Origin of the sequence: Marinobacter panjinensis (assembly GCF_005298175.1) — a bacterium.
Lineage (GTDB): Bacteria > Pseudomonadota > Gammaproteobacteria > Pseudomonadales > Oleiphilaceae > Marinobacter > Marinobacter panjinensis.
The window spans coordinates 1222795-1242237 of the sequence record NZ_SZYH01000001.1; the positions used below are offsets into that span (position 1 = coordinate 1222795).

At 57.3% G+C, this 19443-nt stretch carries 16 protein-coding genes and 4 tRNA genes; 7 read left to right on the forward strand and 13 right to left on the reverse strand.

Going from position 1 to position 19443, the window contains the following annotated elements:
* Positions 1-23 precede the first annotated feature (23 nt).
* Positions 24-100, reverse strand: a tRNA-Met gene (locus FDP08_RS05525).
* Between the two features lie 114 nt (positions 101-214).
* A complete protein-coding gene (locus tag FDP08_RS05530; RefSeq protein WP_137435004.1) occupies positions 215-1552 on the reverse strand; it encodes an acetyl-CoA C-acetyltransferase in 1338 nt (445 codons plus the stop codon).
* A gap of 166 nt (positions 1553-1718) precedes the next feature.
* Here FDP08_RS05530 and FDP08_RS05535 point away from each other — a divergent pair, with 166 nt between their 5' ends.
* Complete coding sequence (locus tag FDP08_RS05535) at positions 1719-3125, forward strand: 3-oxoacyl-ACP reductase (RefSeq protein WP_137435005.1); 1407 nt, start codon at positions 1719-1721, stop codon at positions 3123-3125.
* 169 nt (positions 3126-3294) lie between these two features.
* Here FDP08_RS05535 and FDP08_RS05540 read toward each other — a convergent pair.
* The 6 genes from FDP08_RS05540 to FDP08_RS05565 all read right to left on the reverse strand — a co-directional run bounded on the left by FDP08_RS05540 (position 3295) and on the right by FDP08_RS05565 (position 5971).
* Positions 3295-3370: transfer RNA gene (locus FDP08_RS05540), tRNA-Val, on the reverse strand.
* Between the two features lie 11 nt (positions 3371-3381).
* Positions 3382-3458 (reverse strand) — tRNA-Asp (locus FDP08_RS05545).
* Between the two features lie 69 nt (positions 3459-3527).
* Positions 3528-3603: transfer RNA gene (locus tag FDP08_RS05550), tRNA-Val, on the reverse strand.
* A 79-nt stretch (positions 3604-3682) separates the two neighbouring features.
* Positions 3683-3925, reverse strand: a complete 243-nt coding sequence (locus tag FDP08_RS05555; RefSeq protein WP_137435006.1) for a hypothetical protein — start codon at positions 3923-3925, stop codon at positions 3683-3685.
* A gap of 87 nt (positions 3926-4012) precedes the next feature.
* Positions 4013-4891, reverse strand: coding sequence for a DUF2846 domain-containing protein (locus FDP08_RS05560; protein WP_137435007.1), 879 nt, complete (start codon positions 4889-4891; stop codon positions 4013-4015).
* Between the two features lie 117 nt (positions 4892-5008).
* Positions 5009-5971: a hypothetical protein gene (locus tag FDP08_RS05565; RefSeq protein WP_137435008.1), complete on the reverse strand. Its 963-nt coding sequence runs from the start codon at positions 5969-5971 to the stop codon at positions 5009-5011.
* 179 nt (positions 5972-6150) lie between these two features.
* Here FDP08_RS05565 and purE point away from each other — a divergent pair, with 179 nt between their 5' ends.
* From purE to FDP08_RS05595, 6 genes are all read left to right on the forward strand, one after another.
* Entirely contained in the window at positions 6151-6642 is a 492-nt protein-coding gene (purE, locus tag FDP08_RS05570; protein WP_137435009.1) for a 5-(carboxyamino)imidazole ribonucleotide mutase, read from the forward strand.
* Between the two features lie 165 nt (positions 6643-6807).
* Positions 6808-7926 (forward strand): 5-(carboxyamino)imidazole ribonucleotide synthase, encoded by a 1119-nt coding sequence (locus FDP08_RS05575; protein ID WP_137435010.1) that lies wholly within the window; start codon positions 6808-6810, stop codon positions 7924-7926.
* 71 nt (positions 7927-7997) lie between these two features.
* Positions 7998-8576, forward strand: a complete 579-nt coding sequence (gene sodB / locus FDP08_RS05580; RefSeq protein ID WP_137435011.1) for a superoxide dismutase [Fe] — start codon at positions 7998-8000, stop codon at positions 8574-8576.
* A 272-nt stretch (positions 8577-8848) separates the two neighbouring features.
* On the forward strand, positions 8849-10915 hold the full coding sequence (locus FDP08_RS05585; protein ID WP_137435012.1) for a putative bifunctional diguanylate cyclase/phosphodiesterase: 2067 nt from the start codon (positions 8849-8851) through the stop codon (positions 10913-10915).
* A gap of 44 nt (positions 10916-10959) precedes the next feature.
* Positions 10960-11547 carry a LemA family protein gene (locus FDP08_RS05590; protein WP_137435013.1) on the forward strand — a complete coding sequence of 196 codons (588 nt, stop codon included), beginning with the start codon at positions 10960-10962 and terminating at the stop codon, positions 11545-11547.
* Between the two features lie 11 nt (positions 11548-11558).
* Complete coding sequence (locus FDP08_RS05595) at positions 11559-13511, forward strand: M48 family metallopeptidase (protein WP_137435014.1); 1953 nt, start codon at positions 11559-11561, stop codon at positions 13509-13511.
* A gap of 45 nt (positions 13512-13556) precedes the next feature.
* Here the strand turns inward: FDP08_RS05595 and gspD are convergent, their stop codons facing one another.
* From gspD to groES, 5 genes are all read right to left on the reverse strand, one after another.
* A complete protein-coding gene (gene gspD / locus FDP08_RS05600; protein ID WP_137435015.1) occupies positions 13557-15506 on the reverse strand; it encodes a type II secretion system secretin GspD in 1950 nt (649 codons plus the stop codon).
* A 30-nt stretch (positions 15507-15536) separates the two neighbouring features.
* A complete protein-coding gene (locus tag FDP08_RS05605; RefSeq protein WP_137437233.1) occupies positions 15537-16358 on the reverse strand; it encodes a type II secretion system protein N in 822 nt (273 codons plus the stop codon).
* A 32-nt stretch (positions 16359-16390) separates the two neighbouring features.
* A complete protein-coding gene (locus tag FDP08_RS05610; RefSeq protein WP_137435016.1) occupies positions 16391-17185 on the reverse strand; it encodes a type II secretion system protein N in 795 nt (264 codons plus the stop codon).
* Between the two features lie 168 nt (positions 17186-17353).
* Positions 17354-19006, reverse strand: a complete 1653-nt coding sequence (gene groL, locus FDP08_RS05615) for a chaperonin GroEL (RefSeq protein ID WP_137435017.1) — start codon at positions 19004-19006, stop codon at positions 17354-17356.
* Positions 19007-19071: 65 nt separating this feature from the next.
* Positions 19072-19359, reverse strand: a complete 288-nt coding sequence (groES, locus tag FDP08_RS05620; protein ID WP_007155569.1) for a co-chaperone GroES — start codon at positions 19357-19359, stop codon at positions 19072-19074.
* Positions 19360-19443 lie beyond the last annotated feature (84 nt).

A 19443-nucleotide genomic window follows, 5' to 3' on the forward strand; every position in this document is an offset into this window, starting at 1 on the left:
TACTGATCTGCCTTTCTCTTATATGGTAGCGGGGGCAGGATTCGAACCTACGACCTCCGGGTTATGAGCCCGACGAGCTACCAGACTGCTCTACCCCGCATCAACTCTTTGTTCAAAACCTGTTGTTGTCCGGGGAAGCCCCGATCAACGAGGTGCGCATGTTACGGGGAGAAACCGCACCTGTCAAAGGGGGAAATGAATTTTCCCCGCTGATTTAACGCTCCAGTATCGCGGTCACGCCCTGCCCGCCAGCGGCGCAGATCGAGATCAGCCCGCGGCCGCTGCCTTTTTCCTCCAGCAGCTTCGCCAGAGTGGCCACAATGCGCCCGCCCGTCGCGGCGAACGGATGGCCGGTGGCCAGACTGCTGCCCTTGATATTCAGCTTGCTGCGGTCAATGCTGCCCAGCGGTTTATCCAGCCCCAGGCGGCCCTTACAGAAGTCGGGATCTTCCCACGCCTTGAGAGTGGAAAGCACCTGGGCCGCGAAGGCTTCGTGGATTTCGTAGAAGTCGAAGTCCTGCAGGGTCAGCCCGGCTTTCTCCAGCATACGCGGTACGGCGTAGGCCGGCGCCATCAGCAGGCCTTCTTTCTTGTCGACAAAGTCTACGGCGGCCACTTCGGAGAAGGTCAGGTAAGCCTTGATCTCCATGTCATTGGCTTTCGCCCACTCTTCGCTGGCCAGCAGAACGCAGGAAGCGCCGTCAGTCAGCGCGGTGCTGTTAGCGGCGGTCAAGGTGCCGTTTTCCCGATCAAATACGGGCTTCAGGGTCGCCAGCTTTTCCAGGGTGGTATCCGGGCGCAGGATGTTGTCTTTCTCCAGGCCGGCCAGTGGGGTCATCAGGTCCCTGAAAAAGCCCTGTTCGTAGGCAGCCGCCAGTTTCTGATGGCTTTCATAGGCCAGCTTGTCCTGTTCGTCACGGGGAATGGACCATTCATGGGCCGTAATCTGGCAATGACCACCCATGGACAGGCCGGTTCTGGGCTCACCGTTCTGAGGGATCTCCGGTTTCAGGTGCCCCGGACGGAAGCGGCTGAGAATCTTCAGGCGCTCGCCCGTGGTCTTGGCCCGGTTCAGGTCCAGCAGGATTTGACGCAACCCCTCCCCGACACCAATGGGCGCATCGGACGTGGTGTCCGTGCCACCGGCAATACCGCACTCAATTTGCCCCAGGGCAATCTTGTTGGCGACCAATATGGCCGCTTCCAGGCCGGTACCACAGGCCTGCTGAATGTCGTAAGCGGGTGTTTCCGGTGCCAGGCCGCTGCTGAGGGCAGACTCCCGGGTGAGGTTAAAGTCTTTGGAATGCTTGATGACTGCACCGGCCACAACTTCCCCCATACGCTGGCCCTGCAGGCCAAAGCGGTCAACCAGCCCCCGCAACGCAGCGGTTAACAACTCCTGGTTGCTTACCTTGCTATAGGCCGTATTGGAGCGGGCAAAGGGTACCCGGTTGCCGCCGAGAACCGCGACCCGGCGAACGCCACTCCTGGCCGCTGCCGCCTTTTTTGGTGCCGTTGTTTTCTTTTGGGTGCTTTTCGGTGCCTGTGCCATGATGATGTCCTGTTTGAACGAGTGTATTCATTGCGTTGCAGTTTAGCGCCGAGGGGGCCTGGCTCATTGGCATCCCTGACAACAGTGCAGGAGCATTGAGTCAATCCAAAAACGGCCCATTTCTTTAACCTGTACGCTGATATTCGTTTCGCAAAAGGAAAATGCCATGTCTGATCGTTATCTCAAATTCGTCAACACCCCGGTAGGCAGGACCGCTGCCCAGTCCCTCGGACTGCCCTCACCTGTAAACCTGAAACGCTGGAAGCGCGCAGACCAGCCGTTTATCGAAGGCGATGTGCTTATCGGCGCGGCCAACGGCAGCAAAGCTGTTACCGCAATTGGCAGCCTGCTGAGCGCCAGCCCTGCGGAACTCTTCCATGCCAGTGCTGTAGATACTCTGAACGATTCTTCCAAAAGCGGCAACAAGGCCGAGGCGCTGCCGCTCAATACCGACATTGACCGCAAATTCTCAGCCCTGGTGTTTGATGCCACAGGTATGAAAGACACCACCGACCTGCGGGCCGCTTACGACTTCTTCCACCCTACCATCCGAAAGCTGGCAGGCAATGGCCGTGTGCTGGTGATTGGCCAGGACCCTGCCACCTGTCGCCAGCCGGCCAAAGCAGCCGCTCATCAGGCACTGGAAGGCTTTGTGCGCAGCGTTGGCAAGGAAGTGGGCAAGAAAGGTTCCACCGCCAATCTGCTGTGGATGGCACCCGGGGCAGAAAAACAGCTGGAGTCCAGCGTGCGCTTTTTCCTCTCGCCCCGGTCGGCCTATGTGTCCGGACAGGTGGCTCGTATCGGCAAGAGCACAGATGCGCCCGCCACCAACCCCGTCGCTCCGCTGACAGGGAAAGTGGCACTGGTGACCGGTGCGTCGAGGGGCATTGGCGCCTCCATTGCCCAAACCCTGACCCGTGACGGCGCAACCGTGATCGGCCTGGACATTCCGCCGGCGATGGAAGAGCTGCAGAAAGTCATGAATGCCCTCAAAGGCAAGGCTCTGGCCTGTGACATTACCGATGATAACGCGCCGAAGCAGATCGCGGATTTTGTGAAAGAGCACTTCGGCGGCCTTGACCTGGTTATTCACAACGCCGGCATCACCCGGGACAAGACCCTGGGCAATATGCCGGAGCACTTCTGGGACATGACCATCGCGGTGAACCTGACGGCAGAGGAACTGATCGATGAAGAACTGATGCACCAGGAACTGCTGCGGGAAAACGGCCGCATCGTGTGTATATCGTCCATCAGCGGCATCGCCGGCAATTTTGGCCAGACCAACTACTCCACCGCCAAGTCTGGCGTCATCGGCTATGTGGAAGCCATGGCGAAACAGGTGAAGAACGGCGTGACCATCAATGCCATAGCCCCGGGTTTCATTGAAACCCAGATGACCGCCGCCATGCCCATAACCATCCGCGAAGCCGGCCGCCGTATGAACAGCCTGTCCCAGGGTGGTTTGCCGGTCGATGTGGCCGAGGCCATTGCGTGGTATTGCAACCCGGCGTCCAACGGCGTGAACGGCAACGTTGTCCGGGTGTGTGGGCAGTCGTTGATTGGTAAATAGGAGATTGTCGGGGGTGTGGTGTCGGATTAAGTGCGGGGGTGTCGGATTACGCCTGCGGCTAATCCGACCTACACGTATTATCGGCCTGGCACCCGTAGGTCGGATTAGGCGAAGCCGTAATCCGACAACCCAAACCATAGGGCTTGAACCGGAACATCGAGGGGAAAAATGGTGGGTGGTACTGGGATCGAACCAGTGACCCTCGCCTTGTAAGGGCGATGCTCTCCCAGCTGAGCTAACCACCCGGGAATAAAAATGGCGGAGCGGACGGGACTCGAACCCGCGACCCCCGGCGTGACAGGCCGGTATTCTAACCAGCTGAACTACCGCTCCGCATCAATCCCTGCCTGGACGGCTTTCGGGACCTGAAACCGGACGGGGTAGTCCGGTGATGCTGAAAAGTGGTGGGCGGTACTGGGATCGAACCAGTGACCCTCGCCTTGTAAGGGCGATGCTCTCCCAGCTGAGCTAACCGCCCACTTTCACAGCACACTGGTGAGTCAGCATTGCTGTCTCGACCAAGTGAGACGCGCATTTTAAGCATTTGTCTGACGGTGTCAAATTTTTTCTCGGAGTTTTACGACTTTCTGTCCTGCCCGTTCAGCTTTGCGACTCAGCGAAAGCTCCCGGACCCGTGGTTTGCGGTCTTCGGGCAAGGCACGTTCCGCCAGCGAACAGTTCAGATGGTCCAGCCGCTTCCTGAAATGCTCAATCTTTTCGCCAACGTCGCCAAGAGCTCCCGGAAGAGCCTCTTCAGAAAACCGGCGGAATCTTTCCTGCAACGAATTTTTCAGCGACATGTCTCAGCGCCCTTGTTTTGCCTGACTGTTAACAGTCTAGTAACCGGGTACAGAAACAACAATTCACTGCGGGCCTAAATTTCATGGTCAGAATATCCACCAGCCATCACCGGCTTCCGCCTCTTCCCTGCGCTCGCGCTCCTGCTCGAGTGCCGCGTAGTCCTGTTCCAGCTCACGCAACTTGCGATCACTTTCCAACGGCACAGTAGGTCCGCCGCCGAACGGCCAGTACCAGGGTGATTCTTCATATTTACCATCGGCTTTCAGGCGCTCTATCTCCGCTTCACGCTCCTCCTCCAAAACCGCCAGGTTACGTTCGTAGTCGCCGTCCTCATTCACTTCAACGATCGAAACCGCTGCATGGTTTGGCGCCAGCAGATCACTGTTCAGAAAACGGGTGGAAACAATTTCGTCCGCCTGCATGGCGTATTCCCGCGTGACCAGCTGCAAGTCACCAGCGGCCAGAGGGTGGTCTTCAGCCAGTTCCGGGTGAGTGCTTTCCGGGCCTTCCAGCTCGTTATAGCGCAGGTAGTAGATGTTTCCCGGTTCTACCTTCAGGGTGGCGTCCGCAATCAGGCTGAGACTGAAGGAGTTCAAGCCTTCCAATCCCAACAGCGGCCGGCGGATGGCAATGTGGCGCTCCCCGGGGGCAACTTCGAGCCAGGTAAAGCTGTCGTTGCGTATATTGAAGTAGTGGTTGTCGTCGATATAGACGCTCGGGGCTTCTATTTCATCGGCGGCCCACTGGGAATGGGTGCGATAGAAGTACAGAACCGCATTACTGCGATCCCACTGATCATTGGCGATATGGACAAAATCATGCCCGGATACCGGGTGCAGAAACGAGCCCACGCTCTTGCCAATGGACTGATACACCGTACAACCGGAGCCAGCAACCAGCAGCGAAGCCGCAAACACTGCGGCCAGGAAACGGGAAAGACCGGGAAAAAGAAATCGGGTTCTCATTGTTGTTCACTCTTCATCCTTTCGCGAGTTGCCCCGATCATAACAACTGCGCTCTTGCGGAACTGAGAGCTACCGCAAGGGATGACTACAAACTGTTACAAAGCACAATCAGGAGGATTACCGCCCCGAGATCTGCGAACGCAGGTCATTTACCTCGTCGGACAACCGCACCAGCCTGGACGTTAACTGGGACCGCGAAGAATCAATAGACGCGACCGTGCGCTTCAGCTCTGCCAGCTCGTTGCGGACCGCATTCAACTGGCCGCTGCTGGACAGGTTGTCCGTTGCTTTCTCCAGTGCGGCAATCCGGCTTTCCAGGCCATCAATGGTCAGTTTCTGCTCCCGCTCAAACCTTACTAACTGGCGTTCAACCAGTTTGTCCACACCTGCAAGGGATTCGTCCAGCTCAGTCAGCTTGGCGGCGTTCTCCTGACCGGTTTCGCGCACGGCAATGATCTGCTTTTCAAGATCAGACTCGACCTCGTCCAATCGGGACACAAGACGGGTTTCCAGCTCTTCCACCGATGCAGCCATTGTGTCGCGGGCGCTCTTGCCATCGTCGACCTCAGCTCGAAGCGACTCAAGCTGCGACTCATGATCATCCAGTCGTTTCCGGTTGCGGTCATTGGCCACACCCCAGAGCTTGCGGATTTCGCTGTCGGCGGTATCCAGGCGCTCTCCCTGAGTCTCCAGCCGATCTTCAATGGACTGACCTTTTTCCTCCAGGTTTTCACCAGTTTCAGACAGGTCGCCTTCAAACCGCGCCAGTGCGAGTTTGCTTTGACGCGCCCAGTAGTCGGCCTCTTCAAGCTGGCCTTCCAGCATCTGGATTCGCTGCTCCTGCTGATACCATCCGGCGCCGGCAGCACCGGCCACAATCAGCAGACCAATGGCCAGCATCATACCCCGGCCCGAGCCACCGCCGCCGGAGGTCTTGCCGGGCCTGCCTGCCGGCTTTTGGGTACCACCGCCTCCGGCAGGGTCTCGCCTGGGCGCTTCAGGCGTTTTCTCCCTGGCTACCTTTTTGGTATCTGCGGTGCCAGCACGTACTTCATCATCATCCGGACGGATCGGTTCCATAACAGCTCCAGGATATGGACGGTAAGGGTAACAAGGCATGATAATACCCGTACCTTGCAACGACGCAAAATGAGAGCCCCGAACGGTACCCATTTAAGAGGGGGCAATATCCTCCGTTTGCATGGTCACAGGGCCTTACATACAATGGCCGGCTTTCTAACACATCAGGACTGTTGCATATGCAGCCGCTTGTAGGACTCATCATGGGCTCGAAGTCAGACTGGCCCACCATGGAACATGCCGCCGGGATGCTGGACAAGCTGGGCGTGCCTTACGAGACAAAGGTTGTCTCTGCCCACCGTACACCGGACCTGCTGTTTGATTACGCCAAATCCGCTTCCGACCGCGGCCTCAAGGTCATCATCGCCGGCGCAGGAGGTGCTGCACACCTACCTGGCATGGTCGCTTCACAAACGTCACTGCCGGTCCTCGGTGTTCCTGTCCAGTCTAAAGCACTCAACGGCCTTGATTCGCTGCTTTCCATCGTACAGATGCCCGGCGGCATTGCAGTCGGCACTCTTGCGATCGGTAAAGCTGGTGCCACCAACGCAGGCCTTCTGGCTGCGCAGATTATCGGTACTTTCAGGGACGATGTCCGCAAGGCGGTCGATGAATTCCGTGCAAACCAGACGCAGTCGATTCTGGATAATCCTGATCCCAGCGACCAATAATCGGCTTGGGTGCAGGAGCGGGCGGGGAGCGCTTTCCAAAACACGCTGTAAATACGTCCATGTACGCTTGGGCTCCGCCATCCATGGCTCCGCACAGTTTTGGAAAGCGCTCCCCACCCACTCCCCGAATTTTTGCAGATGCCTGAAAATGGCAGGAGATAACGAATGAGAATTGGTGTTCTAGGGGCTGGACAGCTTGGGCGCATGTTGGCGCTGGCTGGGTACCCACTGGCCAAGACGTTTGTTTTCTATGATATGTCGGGTAGTCCCAGTGCCGGGCTTGGTGAGGTTATTATTGACCGGGATGGCCAGTATCTGGAGGACTTTATTTCCAGGGTAGACCGGGTCACGTATGAGTTCGAACACCTTCCCGTCGATGTGGCCGAGCGAATCGCGAAGGAAAAGCCGGTTCACCCCTGCCCCAGGGCACTGCAGGTTTGCCAGAATCGAGAACTTGAGAAAACCCTGTTCGGCGAGCTCGGTATCCCGACACCACAATGGAAAATTGCTGACAGCGCAGAGTCTCTGCAGGCTGCCGCTGAAGAACTGGGCTGCCCGGTTGTCGCAAAATCCAATACCGAAGGTTATGACGGCAAAGGCCAGGCTGTTCTTCGATCACCGGAAGAAGCCGCGACCGCCTGGAAGTCCATTGGCCACCCGCGCCTGATCGTTGAAAAGTTCGTCGACTTCCGCCGCGAGGTTTCCATCGTCGCGGTGCGCGCTGAAGACGGCGAACTGGCCTTTTACCCCATCGCAGAAAACGCCCACCACGAAGGTATCCTGCGCTACTCTATTGCTCCGGCGCCGAAACTGGAGAAGCATGTTCAGGAAGACGCCGAGCGCTATATCAAGGCGTTGCTGAACGAACTGAACTATGTGGGCGTGCTGACCCTGGAACTGTTCGAAACCGCCGAGGGGCTGGTGGCCAATGAAATGGCGCCACGGGTCCATAACTCCGGCCACTGGTCCATTGAAGGTGCTATGACCAGCCAGTTCGAGAATCACATCCGTGCCGTCAGCGGTCACCCGCTGGGCAGCACCGCCCCGCGCGGTGTCAGTTGCATGATCAATATCATTGCAGAGCACGGTGATATTGAACGAATCCTGGAACTGCCTTACGCTCATGTACACCTCTATAATAAAGGCGAGCGCCCGGGGCGGAAACTTGGACACGTGACCGTTCTGGCCGACAGCTACGAAGAATTGGTATGGCGGGTAAAAAATTGCGCGCAGTTTTTACCCGGATGTCCTGAGTTCAACAGCACGCTCACGGCAAGGGGTTGATATAACTCAAAGCGCCCCTATATTTACAGTCTACATACACATAAACCGAGAGAATCAGGGAGAACGACCTCATGGCATTTGAACTTCCCGCACTGCCTTATGAAAAGAACGCACTGGAACCGCACATCTCTCAGGAGACCCTTGAGTACCATTACGGTAAGCACCACAACACCTACGTTACCAAGCTCAACGGCCTGATCGAAGGTACAGACAACGCCAACAAGTCGCTCGAAGACATTATCAAGAGCGCCAGTGGCCCGCTGTTCAACAACGCAGCACAGGTCTGGAACCACACCTTCTACTGGCACTGCCTGAGCCCGAACGGCGGTGGTGAGCCTACCGGCGCAGCCAAAGACGCTATCGAGAAAGCCTTTGGCTCCTTCGACGACTTCAAGAAAGAGTTCAACGACAAGGCCGCCAACAACTTCGGTTCAGGCTGGACCTGGCTGGTCAAGAAAGCAGACGGCAGCGTCGCCATTGTGAACACCAGCAATGCTGAAACGCCGCTGACCACTGCAGACAAGCCGGTACTGACGGTTGACGTCTGGGAACACGCGTATTACATCGATTATCGTAATTCGCGCCCGAACTATCTGGAAGCGTTCTGGAAGCTTGTTAACTGGGATTTTGTCAACAAAAACCTGGCGTAATAACGTTTCAGATCCTCTACAGAGAACTCTGTAGATAACAGAAGTCTGTAGAAGAAATGCCCGCAAGCTTGCGGGCATTTTTGTATCTGAACGGAAACCGGCATTACAAAATGATACAGCTGATCCCTGAAATATCTGGAAAAATTGCCGATACTGAGGGCAGTAAATTAAAAACGATTCATATTTGAACAAAACAATAAACCGGGAGCCCTCTCGCCTACCGGAAGACGGTGTCGGGTCTCAATCAGTTGGAACGAATCATACAGGCGTCCATGCAAAATTCCTTTGAGGTAGAACATCGCCTGGGGTACCGGGTACTGCGATGGGTGCTGGCGGTTGCGCTGATAAGCGGGATTGTTGTCAGCACTATCCAGGTTATTCTGGATGCAAAACGTGTTTCTGCCTCACTTGATGCACAAGCACAACAGACCATGGCATTGGTCAGGGACGCCGCAACCCAGGCCGTTTTCAGTATCGATGCCGACCTGGCGCAACAGGTGGTCGATGGCCTTTTTGCCCAGGAATCCATTCACCTGGCACGTATTACCCATCCGGACGGCGAGGCTCTCGGCCGTCGTGACCGTCCGCTTCAGGAAAGCCCCTTTCGCCCAATAACCGATCCGATTTTTGCTGCAGAGCGAGCCTATCGCCAGGAGCTTTCCCGCAGCAGTAATTCCGGAAACAGCAATGTCTATGGCTACCTCGAACTTCACTACGACACCGGGCCGGCTGCGGACACCTGGCTTGAGCGGGCCTCAGTAACCTTCGGCTCCGGTATCGCCATTGCCATTATTCTTGGAATGGTGCTGTTCGTGGTCTTCCATTTGCTGCTGACACGCCCACTGTTACGCATTGTCCAGTCCGTAAAGCAGGTGGATCCGGACCATCCCGACGACAACCTCATCCACCTTCCCAAGGGCCACCAGAACGACGAACTCGGGCTCTGGGTGAATGCCACCAACAACTTGCTGGTGGCCATTGGTGACAGCCAGACCCGCCACCGGGAAGCAGAGGACCGGGTTAACCGGCTTTCCAAGTATGATCAACTCACCGGCCTGCCAAGCCGGGACACTTTTATGGAGCTACTGCAAACGGATATAGAAGAGGCCCGGGAGGATAAATCCGTCCTCTCTCTCATCTGCTGTGGCATTGACGATTTCAAGTCCGTCAATGAACAGTGTGGCTTCCGCACTGGTGACCTGATCCTTCAGGCCGTCGCTGATCGCCTTACCCAGATACTGGGGGGCAACCGGTTCACCATTGCCCGGCTGGGCAGCGACCAGTTTGTTATTGTGGAAAAAGGCCTGCGTGACGGGTTCCAGGCAGCAAACACCGCAGACCGGATTCTGGCGTCTCTGAGCAGCCCGATGATCTTCGACGACCAGACGGTCACCATGACGGCAACCCTGGGCATTGCCCTCTTCCCGGGCGACGCCGAAAAGGGCGACAGACTGCTGCAAAGCGCGGAGCAGACCATGGCACTGGCGAAGGAAAGCGGGCACAACTACTTCCAGTTCTATGTTGCCAGCGTTGACCGGGAGATTCGTGAGCGCAAGCAACTTGAAAAAGACCTTTCCGTTGCCCTGACAAATCATCAGTTCCACCTCGTCTACCAGCCGCAGATCAACCTGCAAACGCGCCGCATTATCGGCGCTGAAGCGCTGATCCGCTGGGAGCACCCGGGAAAAGGCCTCGTGCCACCAGACCACTTTATTCCCGTTGCCGAAATGAACGGCAGCATTGTGGAAATCGGCCAATGGGTGCTTGACCAGGCCTGCTGGCAGGCAGCCCGCTGGGCCAGCGATGGCATGCCCCTGAGGATTGCCGTCAACCTCTCGGCGGTACAGCTCCGCCAGGACTCCATTGTGGACGACATACTGGACACCCTTAAGCGGCACAATATTCCCGCCGGCCGGTTGGAGCTGGAAGTGACCGAAACCAGCTTCATGACCAACCTGGAAGAGGCAGTGGATAAGCTGAAGCGCCTGCACCTCGCCGGCATCAGCATTGCCGTGGACGATTTCGGAACCGGCTACTCGTCGCTGACCTATCTCAAGCGCATGCCGGTCCAGCACCTGAAGATCGACAAACAGTTCATCCGCGACCTGCTGGTGAACGAAGAAGACACCCGAATTGCCAATACCATCATCGACCTTGGCAAAAGCCTCAACCTCACCGTTGTGGCAGAAGGCGTCGAAACGGCGGAACAGGAATACTATCTCGCTCAGAGAGGCTGCCAGTTGGCGCAGGGGTATTTCTTCAGTAAACCACTCAAGCCCCACGATTTTGAGCGGTTTGTCGCCAGCTTTCACAGTAAAATCGTGGAGAGCAATGCCTGAGCACTGAACACCCAACCTGATCCCCAAGCACGCAAGGAGTTGCCATGGGAACCACGCTGATCGGCCTGATCGTTATTGCCGTTATCGTTGTCTTTATCGTCTTTATCTACAACCGTCTGGTTTCCCTGCGCAACCAGGTCAAAAACGGGTTTGCCCAGATTGATGTCCAGCTACAGCGCCGTCATGACCTGATTCCCAATCTGGTGGAATCCGCCAAGGCCTACCTCTCCCACGAGCGCAACACCCTCACTGAGGTGATGGAAGCCCGCAACAATGCTGTCAGCGCCCAGCAAGACGCCGCCGGTGACCCCGCGGATGGTGGCAAGATCCAGCGCCTCGGCAGTGCCGAGAACATGCTGTCCAAGGCCCTTGCCAATTTTTACGCAGTGGCGGAAAACTACCCGGAACTGAAAGCCAACGAAACCATCCAGCAACTGATGGAAGAGCTCTCCAGTACCGAAAACCGGGTTTCATTCGCACGCCAGGCCTACAACGATGGCGTGATGGGCTACAACATCTTCCGCGAGCAGTTCCCCAACAACATCGTGGCCGGATTCCTAGGCTTCAAGCCGTCGTCCCAGCTGGAACTGGAATCCCCTGAAGCCCGCCAGGCACCGAAAGTCGCCTTCTGAGGCTGGCTGCCATGGCACATCAGGGATTTTTCCAGCGCCAGGCCAACGCCCGCCGGAATACAGGTGTACTCGTTATCCTGTTTCTGGCGGCGGTGGTCATTATCACGCTCAGTGTTTGCCTTGTGGGCTATATGGTTACCCGCAGCGAGACCACAGGGCTTGCGTTTGCTGACTGGTTGTTCAGCCGTCACGGCCTGTTAACGGCGCTTGCGGTGGTCGGGCTTATCGGGATTGGCTCACTGATCCGCTGGGCCGACCTGGCCAGCGGCGGTGAACGGGTGGCCAAGATGGTTGGCGCCAGGGCCATCGACCCGGACACCAGGGATTCAGACGAGCGCAAATTGCGCAATATCGTTGAAGAGATGGCCATCGCCAGCGGCGTGAGTGTTCCGGAACTCTATGTGATGGACCAGGAAACCGGCATTAACGCGTTTGTGGCAGGTTACACGCCCGGTGAAGCGGTTATGGTGGTGACCCATGGCGCCCTCACCCAACTAAGCCGTGACGAGCTCCAGGGCGTGGTTGGCCATGAGTTCAGCCATGTTCTGAATGGCGATATGCGGCTGAATGTTCGCCTTATCGCCCTGCTCGCCGGCATACTGATGGTCGGGCAGATTGGCAGCTTCCTGCTGCGCGTCTCTTTCTACGGCTCTCACCGGTCAGCCCGAACTTCCAGCAACAGCCGGGGCACAGCAGTCTTTGGGCTTGTGGGGCTGGCACTGGTGGTGATCGGCTATATCGGCGTGTTTTTCGGCCGGCTGATACAGTCCGCGGTGTCGCGGCAGCGGGAAATGCTGGCAGACGCCTCCTCCGTGCAGTTTACCCGCAACCCCGAAGGCATTGGCAGTGCCCTGTTCAAGATCGGCCTCAAGGGTGGATACCTTGATACCACCAGCCACGCCAGTGACATGAACCATATGTGTTTTGGCGAGAGCACCCGGATGAAATTTACCGCCTTGCTGGCGTCGCATCCTCCGGTGCAGGAACGCATCGAAGCCATCCAGCCCGGCCTGTTTGCACGGCTTCGCAGCCGCCTGCGAGACACTGAGCCGGGGGAGAGATTGCGATCAGCAGGTTCAGCCTCTTCGAACGCTCCCCTTCCGGAAGCTGCAGCCGGATTTGGCGCTGGCAACACGTCACCGCTGAAGACCCGGCCGCCGCGAAACATTTCGGACAATGTGGGTACGGTTAATCAGCGCAGTGAAGACTACGCAGTAACGCTTCTGAACAGCCTGCCTTCCACCTTCCGAAACCTGCTTTACACTCGCGCTGGTGCTATCCAGTTGTGTTACGCACTACTGATATACCAGCTACCTCCAAAGACAAGGGATCAGCAGCTGGCGCTGATTGTAGCCGATTCGATCTTCGCCCCCAACCAGGCGTTACTGGACAAACTGTTACCCGCCCTGGAATCGTTGGGTAAGGGGGTGCGATTCCCCGCTCTGGAACTGGCCATGCCGGCCCTGCGCAAACTGGACCCGGACGAGCGCGCCCTGCTGATGGCCGGCACCGAAAAACTGATCAAGGCGGACAACCGCCTGAGCCTCTTCGAACTGGCCATGCACACCTTTCTTCGCCGCCACCTGGCTGACGACTCCGCACGGGTGGTACCGGTGCGTTACCGCAGCTACCGACCAGTGACGGCTCAGCTACAGGTGGTGTTCAGCCTGATGGCACGAGCCGGCGCGGAGGATGGTCGCAACAGACGATCTCTTTTTGAAGAGGCTATGGCTGGCTTCATATCGAATGGGGAGAAATCGGAGCTGCTTGCGGAGGTGTCGGTAACCCGTTTACGGCAGGCACTGCTGACACTCAATAGCCTGTCTCCCTTGCTCAAACCCGGCATTATTGACGCCTGTGGCCATTGCATAATGGCAGATGGAGAGATCAGCACCAGCGAGTATGAGCTGATCCGCCTGGTAGCAGACCAGCTCGACTGCCCGTTGCCGCCGCTCAGAGCCTAGACCAGGCCCCGTTCAGGGCCAGTAACGGGCGGGTCGCAAGGACGTTCAGTCATTATTTGGGTTAAACAGCGAATCTTTCGTAGGCGGGCTTTCAGGGTCAGGGAGTCCCAGCTTGCGACGAACATCGAGATTGATCTCCCACAGACTCTGGAACTTCTCATCCGTGGCAGCGATCGACTCGGCTTTGCCGAGCATGATGGTGGGTCGCAGGAACACCAGCAGGTTACGCTTCACCCGGCGCTCCGATTCAGACGAGAACAGACGGCCAAGTACGGGGATATCACCCAGCAGGGGTACCTTGCTTTTGTTGATCTGGAGGTCGTCCGTGGTCAGGCCGCCAAGAACAATGGTTTCCCCATCATCCGCCAGCACAGTGGTCTTGATTTCACGCTTATTGGTAATGATGTCCGAAGCTGACTCAATACTGTCCGCGATATTTTCAGTGGTCTGCTCCACCACCAGGCGCACCAAACCGTCAGCACTGATGGTTGGCGTCACTTTCAGGGTCAGACCAATATCCCGGCGTTCGATGGTGGTGAATGGATTGGTGGTACCGTCACCGGTTACCGTGGATTGCCCGGTCCGGAAAGGCACGTTCTGGCCAACGATTATTTCAGATTCCTGGTTATCCAGCGTTATAATGCTCGGTGTGGACAAAAGGTTCGCCGCCGCAGACGTAGACAACGCCTGAAGCAAAACGCCCCAGGACAGCCCGTCTTCATCACGCTGGCCCGCACCAACAGTAATACCACCCACGGCGGGCGACAGAAACGAATCAGACAAAATAGCGCCCAGTACGTCGCCCAGACTGCGGCCGACATTATCGAAATTGCTGCCCGCCACGGGCGTGGAACCACCGGACTCATCGCCAACGGCTAACTGAACGCCCAGGTCCTGCCCCAGCGAATCGCTGATCTCAACAATGGCAGCCTCTATCATCACCTGCGCACGGCGCACGTCCAGCGCCTGCACGATCTGCTCGGCTTCCTGCATCATGGACGGCTCACCACGCACTACCAGCGCGTTAAGACCTTCATCGGCAAACACAGCGAAGCCAGAGGTGCGGGTGCTACCGGAGCCGCCACCTGTCGAGCCATTGGAGCCTGAAGATTCCTTGGCCAACTCACCCATAACACCCTTAAGAATTTCCGTCAGGTTTTCCGCATCGGCATGGCTCAGACGAATGACCTTGGTGGTGCCGCCGGTGGCGGAGGGCTGGTCAAGCTTGGTGATCAGGCCACGCATCTTGTCGCGGAAGGTTTCATCACCACGGAGAATCAGTCGGTTACTGCGCTCATCCGCTGTCACACTGTATTTGCGGGCTGCATTTTCTCCGCCTCCCCGCCCAAGCTCATCCGGCGCCAGTTCTTGTAAAAGCTCAACCATATCGCCAACCCAGGCTTCCTCAAGCTGGATTACTTCCACTTCGTACTTGGAGGGGCTGTCCAGCTCCCGGACAATCTGTTCAATACGGCGGATATTGGACGAATGATCGCTGACAATCAGGGCGTTTGCTGCGGCTACGCCTGCCAGATGACCGTATTTCGCCACCAGCGGCCGCAGGATGGGCACCAGTTCCAGGGCATTGGCGTTATCAATCTGGATGACCCGGGTAATCAGTTGTTCCGAGGGTATCTCCGTGAACCGGTCCAGCGACTCGGCGGACTGCTTGGCATCCACCTGCTGGACCACCTTGATCACTTCCTCACCGGGGATGGCGGTAAAACCATGCACCTGCAGCACTGCGAGGAACAGATCGTAAATCTCATCCTTGTTCATGGGGGCACTGGACAGCACCGTGACTTTGCCCTTTACCCGCGGATCCACCACGAAGCTGTAACCGGTAATGTCAGCCACCTGAGTTACAAAAGCACGGATGTCGGCATCTTTGAGGTTCAGCCGCCAGGTTTCATCCTGGCCGTAAGCTACAGACATCAGGGGTAGCAACAGGGCCACAACGAAAGCCCGGAATAGATTGGATCTGTGGTTCAGCATCTGGCGTTCTTGTCCTATTGTTAAATCCGTTCAGCGCCACTGTTCAGGTATGGCATAGCTTACGGTCAGAATGGATCCGTCCCGTTCGATTTCGATTTCCAGTTGCGGCTCAGACCGCCAATTTTCCAATAGCGCCATGTCCTGCTCAAGATCACCCAGGCGCTGGCCATTGACGGCGGTAATCACGTCACCGGCCCTGAGGCTGACGGCATTGAGCATGGCATTGGAGCCATCGTATACATAACCGGAGCTGCCGTCATTGCCCGCCAGGCTCAGGCCATAGGGCGCAAGGGCGGCAACACCCTGGGAGTCGAGCTGCTCCCTGGCATCACTGAGGAACTGTTCCGGGGAAGAAGCTAACGGTTCTTCCTCCACATCCTCAACCAGGCCTGCTGGCACTTCATCATCAAAGGTCAGGCTTTCATACTGGCCATTCCGACGAATCAGAACGCGGCCAGGCTCCACCTCCGAAAGCTCTGCGTTGCCGGGCAATACATCACCCACGCGATAATGCTCTGTTACGCCATTGCTTCCCGCCACTATAGCACCGGAGTCTTCCGGGCGCTCTGCTACCAATACACCCTCAAGCCTGAGGTTAAGGCGGGTCTCCGGTGCCGAGCGTCGAACCACTTCAGCCACCCGGGCCCGCTCCGCAGGCCTGCCGAACAACTGGTGGGCAGCCAGGGGTTGCAATCGCCTTGTTGCAGCGGCGATGCCGGCGGCACCTCCAGAGGACGACGCCACCGCAACCGGGCGCTCGTCCCAGGCGATCAACCATGTAGTCTGTGCCAACACCAAGGCAAGATAAACCACCAGACCGACCAGTAACAGATTGGCCAGCACGCGCGGCATTCGCTGGCCGCCAAGGGCAGACGCCACGGCGATCAAAGGGCGCCTCCCGGAATCAGTGGTTGCCTTACCCGGAAAACCACGTCGTCGGGGCTGGCCGAGTCGGGCCATGGCTGACCGGCCAGATCCACCATGCGCTTGTATACCCTTAAATCCATCATGCCATTCCAGCGTATTTCGGCATCCGCCGCGGGGCCACCACCACCCTGCTGCGCCACCACCAGCGCAACACCGTCAGCGGTACTGTCCAGGGTCGCCCGCATGGGCGGAAAATCCGCCTGCCCAACGCTGTTCCCCATGGGCCAGGTCACCTTACCACCTGCCCACCGGCCGAGCCCGTCAGCACCGGTGATACGGCCGTCCTGCCAGGACAGCACAAGCTGGTCAATGGTGACGTCCCCCTCGATCACCGCGCCGCCACTGCGACGGATCATATCCTCAAACTCGGCTACTGCCAGCCGGCCCCTTGCATCGAGAGTACCGGCCCCTTGCCAGCCAAGACTGACACGACCATCAACAGAGGATTGTGAAGTCACCAGTGAAAAACCCACCGGTAATGACAATCCTGATAGTGATGGCATGCCAAGCTGCCACTCCAGCCGGATAGGATAGCCAGCCACCACGGCACCAGCGGCACCGGACCAGGCCTTACCGGATACCTGCCTGACCTGAACTTCCGGCGGAAGTTGAATGTGGGCCGACGCCTGGTGCCATAACCAGCCGGCAGGGACAAGAACCACCAACGCAACCAGATAAATCAGCACACCGGCAAGGGTCAACAGGAAGACTTTGCCGGGTCTGAAAAAGGCTTTTGCGGGGGTTTCGCTCATACAGTGTCACAAAGATAAATGGCCGGTTGCCGAGTCTAACAAAGCCCTTTCGCAAGTTCATGACAAAAAAACAAAAAACCCCGCGTCAGTGTGAACCGACGCGGGGTTTTTTATGGGTTTATGGGGCCATTCCTCAAAAAATGAGAAACAGTCCGGGTCAGGCCGGCATTACATCATGCCGCCCATGCCTCCCATTCCGCCCATACCACCCATGTCCGGCATACCGCCGCCGGCGCCTTCTTCTTCCGGCTCATCCGCAATCATCGCCTCGGTGGTGATGATCAGGGAAGCTACGGAAGCAGCGGCCTGCAGTGCGGAGCGGGTGACTTTGGCCGGGTCAAGGATACCCATTTCCAGCATGTCACCGAACTCTTCGGTAGAGGCGTTGTAACCGTAAGCGCCCTCGCCTTCCAGAATCTTGTTCACCACAACGGAGGCTTCGCCACCGGCGTTGGTTACGATCTGGCGCAGCGGAGCTTCCATGGCACGGCGCAGGATGTTCACGCCAGCCTTCTGCTCTTCGTTGATCGCGTCCACCTTGTCCAGGGCCGCAATGGCGCGGATCAGGGTAACACCGCCGCCCGGTACAACGCCCTCTTCAACCGCAGCGCGGGTGGAGTGCAGGGCGTCTTCAACGCGGGCCTTCTTCTCTTTCATTTCCACTTCGGAACCGGCGCCAACCTTGATGACAGCAACACCGCCAGCCAGCTTGGCCACACGCTCCTGGAGCTTTTCCTTGTCGTAATCGGAAGAGCTGTCTTCGATCTGCTTGCGGATCTGCTCAACGCGGGCTTCAATGTCGCCCTGGGCACCGGCACCATCAATAATGGTGGTGTTTTCCTTGGTGATGTTGATGCGCTTGGCTGTACCCAGATCGTCCAGAGTGGTGTTCTCCAGAGTCAGGCCGACCTCTTCGGAAATCACAGTACCACCGCTCAGGATGGCGATGTCCTGCAGCATTTCCTTGCGACGGTCACCGAAGCCAGGTGCCTTGACGGCAGCCACTTTCACGATACCGCGCATGTTGTTCACAACCAGAGTCGCCAGGGCCTCGCCTTCGATGTCTTCAGCGATGATCATCAGCGGCTTGCCAGCCTTGGCTACGGATTCCAGCACCGGCAGCAGTTCGCGGATGTTGGAGATCTTCTTGTCGACCAGCAGGATGTACGGATCATCCAGCTCGGTGGACATGTTTTCCTGGTTGTTGATGAAGTACGGAGACAGGAAGCCACGGTCGAACTGCATGCCTTCAACGACGTCCAGCTCGTCTTCCAGGCCACGGCCTTCTTCAACAGTGATGACGCCTTCTTTACCGACTTTCTCCATCGCGTCTGCGATGAGCTTGCCGATAGTCTCATCGCCGTTGGCGGAAATGGTGCCTACCTGCGCGATGTTGCGGTTGTCGTCACAGGGCTTGGACAGGTCACGGATGGCCTGTACAGCGGCGATGGTCGCCTTGTCGATGCCCCGCTTGAGGTCCATCGGGTTCATGCCGGCTGTGACGGCCTTGATGCCTTCGCGAACAATCGCCTGAGCCAGAACGGTCGCTGTGGTGGTGCCGTCACCCGCGGTGTCGTTGGTCTGGGAAGCAACTTCCTTGACCATCTGGGCACCCATGTTTTCGAACTTGTCTTTCAGTTCGATTTCCTTGGCGACGGATACGCCGTCCTTGGTGACGGTCGGTGCGCCAAAGGACTTGTCCAGAACCACGTTGCGGCCTTTCGGACCCAAAGTCACTTTCACTGCGTCTGCCAGAACGTTAACGCCCTGAACCATACGTTTACGGGCGCTGTCACCGAATCTAACGTCTTTTGCTGCCATGTCTTCTATTCCTGTTCGTTAAACCCAATTTGTTCATTCAATCGGATTGCTGCGTAACCGAGTGCTTACTCGAGAACGCCGAAAATGTCGTTTTCGCTCATGATGAGCAGGTCTTCGCCGTCAACCTTCACGGTATTACCGGCATACTGACCAAAGACTACGGTGTCACCAACCTTGACCGCCAATGCACGGGTTTCGCCATTGTCGAGAATACGGCCGTTGCCTACGGCGATAACTTCACCCTGAGACGGCTTCTCTTTGGCATTACCCGGCAGCACGATGCCACCAGCTGTTTTCTCTTCTTCTTCCTTACGGCGCACGACAACACGATCGTGTAGCGGACGTATTTTCATTGCTCGATATCTCCAATGTCAGTTTAGGTTTGGCAATGATGGTTGCGTTAAAAGCCGGGGCTTTTAACCAACTGTTTTACAGCG

Coding starts and splice junctions, on each gene's coding strand:
- FDP08_RS05565 (WP_137435008.1), bottom strand. CDS start 5,971: ATGGAACCGATCCGTCCGGATGATGATGAAGTACGTGCTGGCACCGCA.
- FDP08_RS05575 (WP_137435010.1), top strand. CDS start 6,808: ATGAGAATTGGTGTTCTAGGGGCTGGACAGCTTGGGCGCATGTTGGCG.
- FDP08_RS05605 (WP_137437233.1), bottom strand. CDS start 16,358: ATGCCGCGCGTGCTGGCCAATCTGTTACTGGTCGGTCTGGTGGTTTAT.
- groES (WP_007155569.1), bottom strand. CDS start 19,359: ATGAAAATACGTCCGCTACACGATCGTGTTGTCGTGCGCCGTAAGGAA.
- groL (WP_137435017.1), bottom strand. CDS start 19,006: ATGGCAGCAAAAGACGTTAGATTCGGTGACAGCGCCCGTAAACGTATG.
- FDP08_RS05595 (WP_137435014.1), top strand. CDS start 11,559: ATGGCACATCAGGGATTTTTCCAGCGCCAGGCCAACGCCCGCCGGAAT.
- FDP08_RS05610 (WP_137435016.1), bottom strand. CDS start 17,185: ATGAGCGAAACCCCCGCAAAAGCCTTTTTCAGACCCGGCAAAGTCTTC.
- FDP08_RS05585 (WP_137435012.1), top strand. CDS start 8,849: ATGCAAAATTCCTTTGAGGTAGAACATCGCCTGGGGTACCGGGTACTG.
- FDP08_RS05535 (WP_137435005.1), top strand. CDS start 1,719: ATGTCTGATCGTTATCTCAAATTCGTCAACACCCCGGTAGGCAGGACC.
- FDP08_RS05555 (WP_137435006.1), bottom strand. CDS start 3,925: ATGTCGCTGAAAAATTCGTTGCAGGAAAGATTCCGCCGGTTTTCTGAA.
- FDP08_RS05560 (WP_137435007.1), bottom strand. CDS start 4,891: ATGAGAACCCGATTTCTTTTTCCCGGTCTTTCCCGTTTCCTGGCCGCA.
- sodB (WP_137435011.1), top strand. CDS start 7,998: ATGGCATTTGAACTTCCCGCACTGCCTTATGAAAAGAACGCACTGGAA.
- FDP08_RS05590 (WP_137435013.1), top strand. CDS start 10,960: ATGGGAACCACGCTGATCGGCCTGATCGTTATTGCCGTTATCGTTGTC.
- purE (WP_137435009.1), top strand. CDS start 6,151: ATGCAGCCGCTTGTAGGACTCATCATGGGCTCGAAGTCAGACTGGCCC.
- gspD (WP_137435015.1), bottom strand. CDS start 15,506: ATGCTGAACCACAGATCCAATCTATTCCGGGCTTTCGTTGTGGCCCTG.
- FDP08_RS05530 (WP_137435004.1), bottom strand. CDS start 1,552: ATGGCACAGGCACCGAAAAGCACCCAAAAGAAAACAACGGCACCAAAA.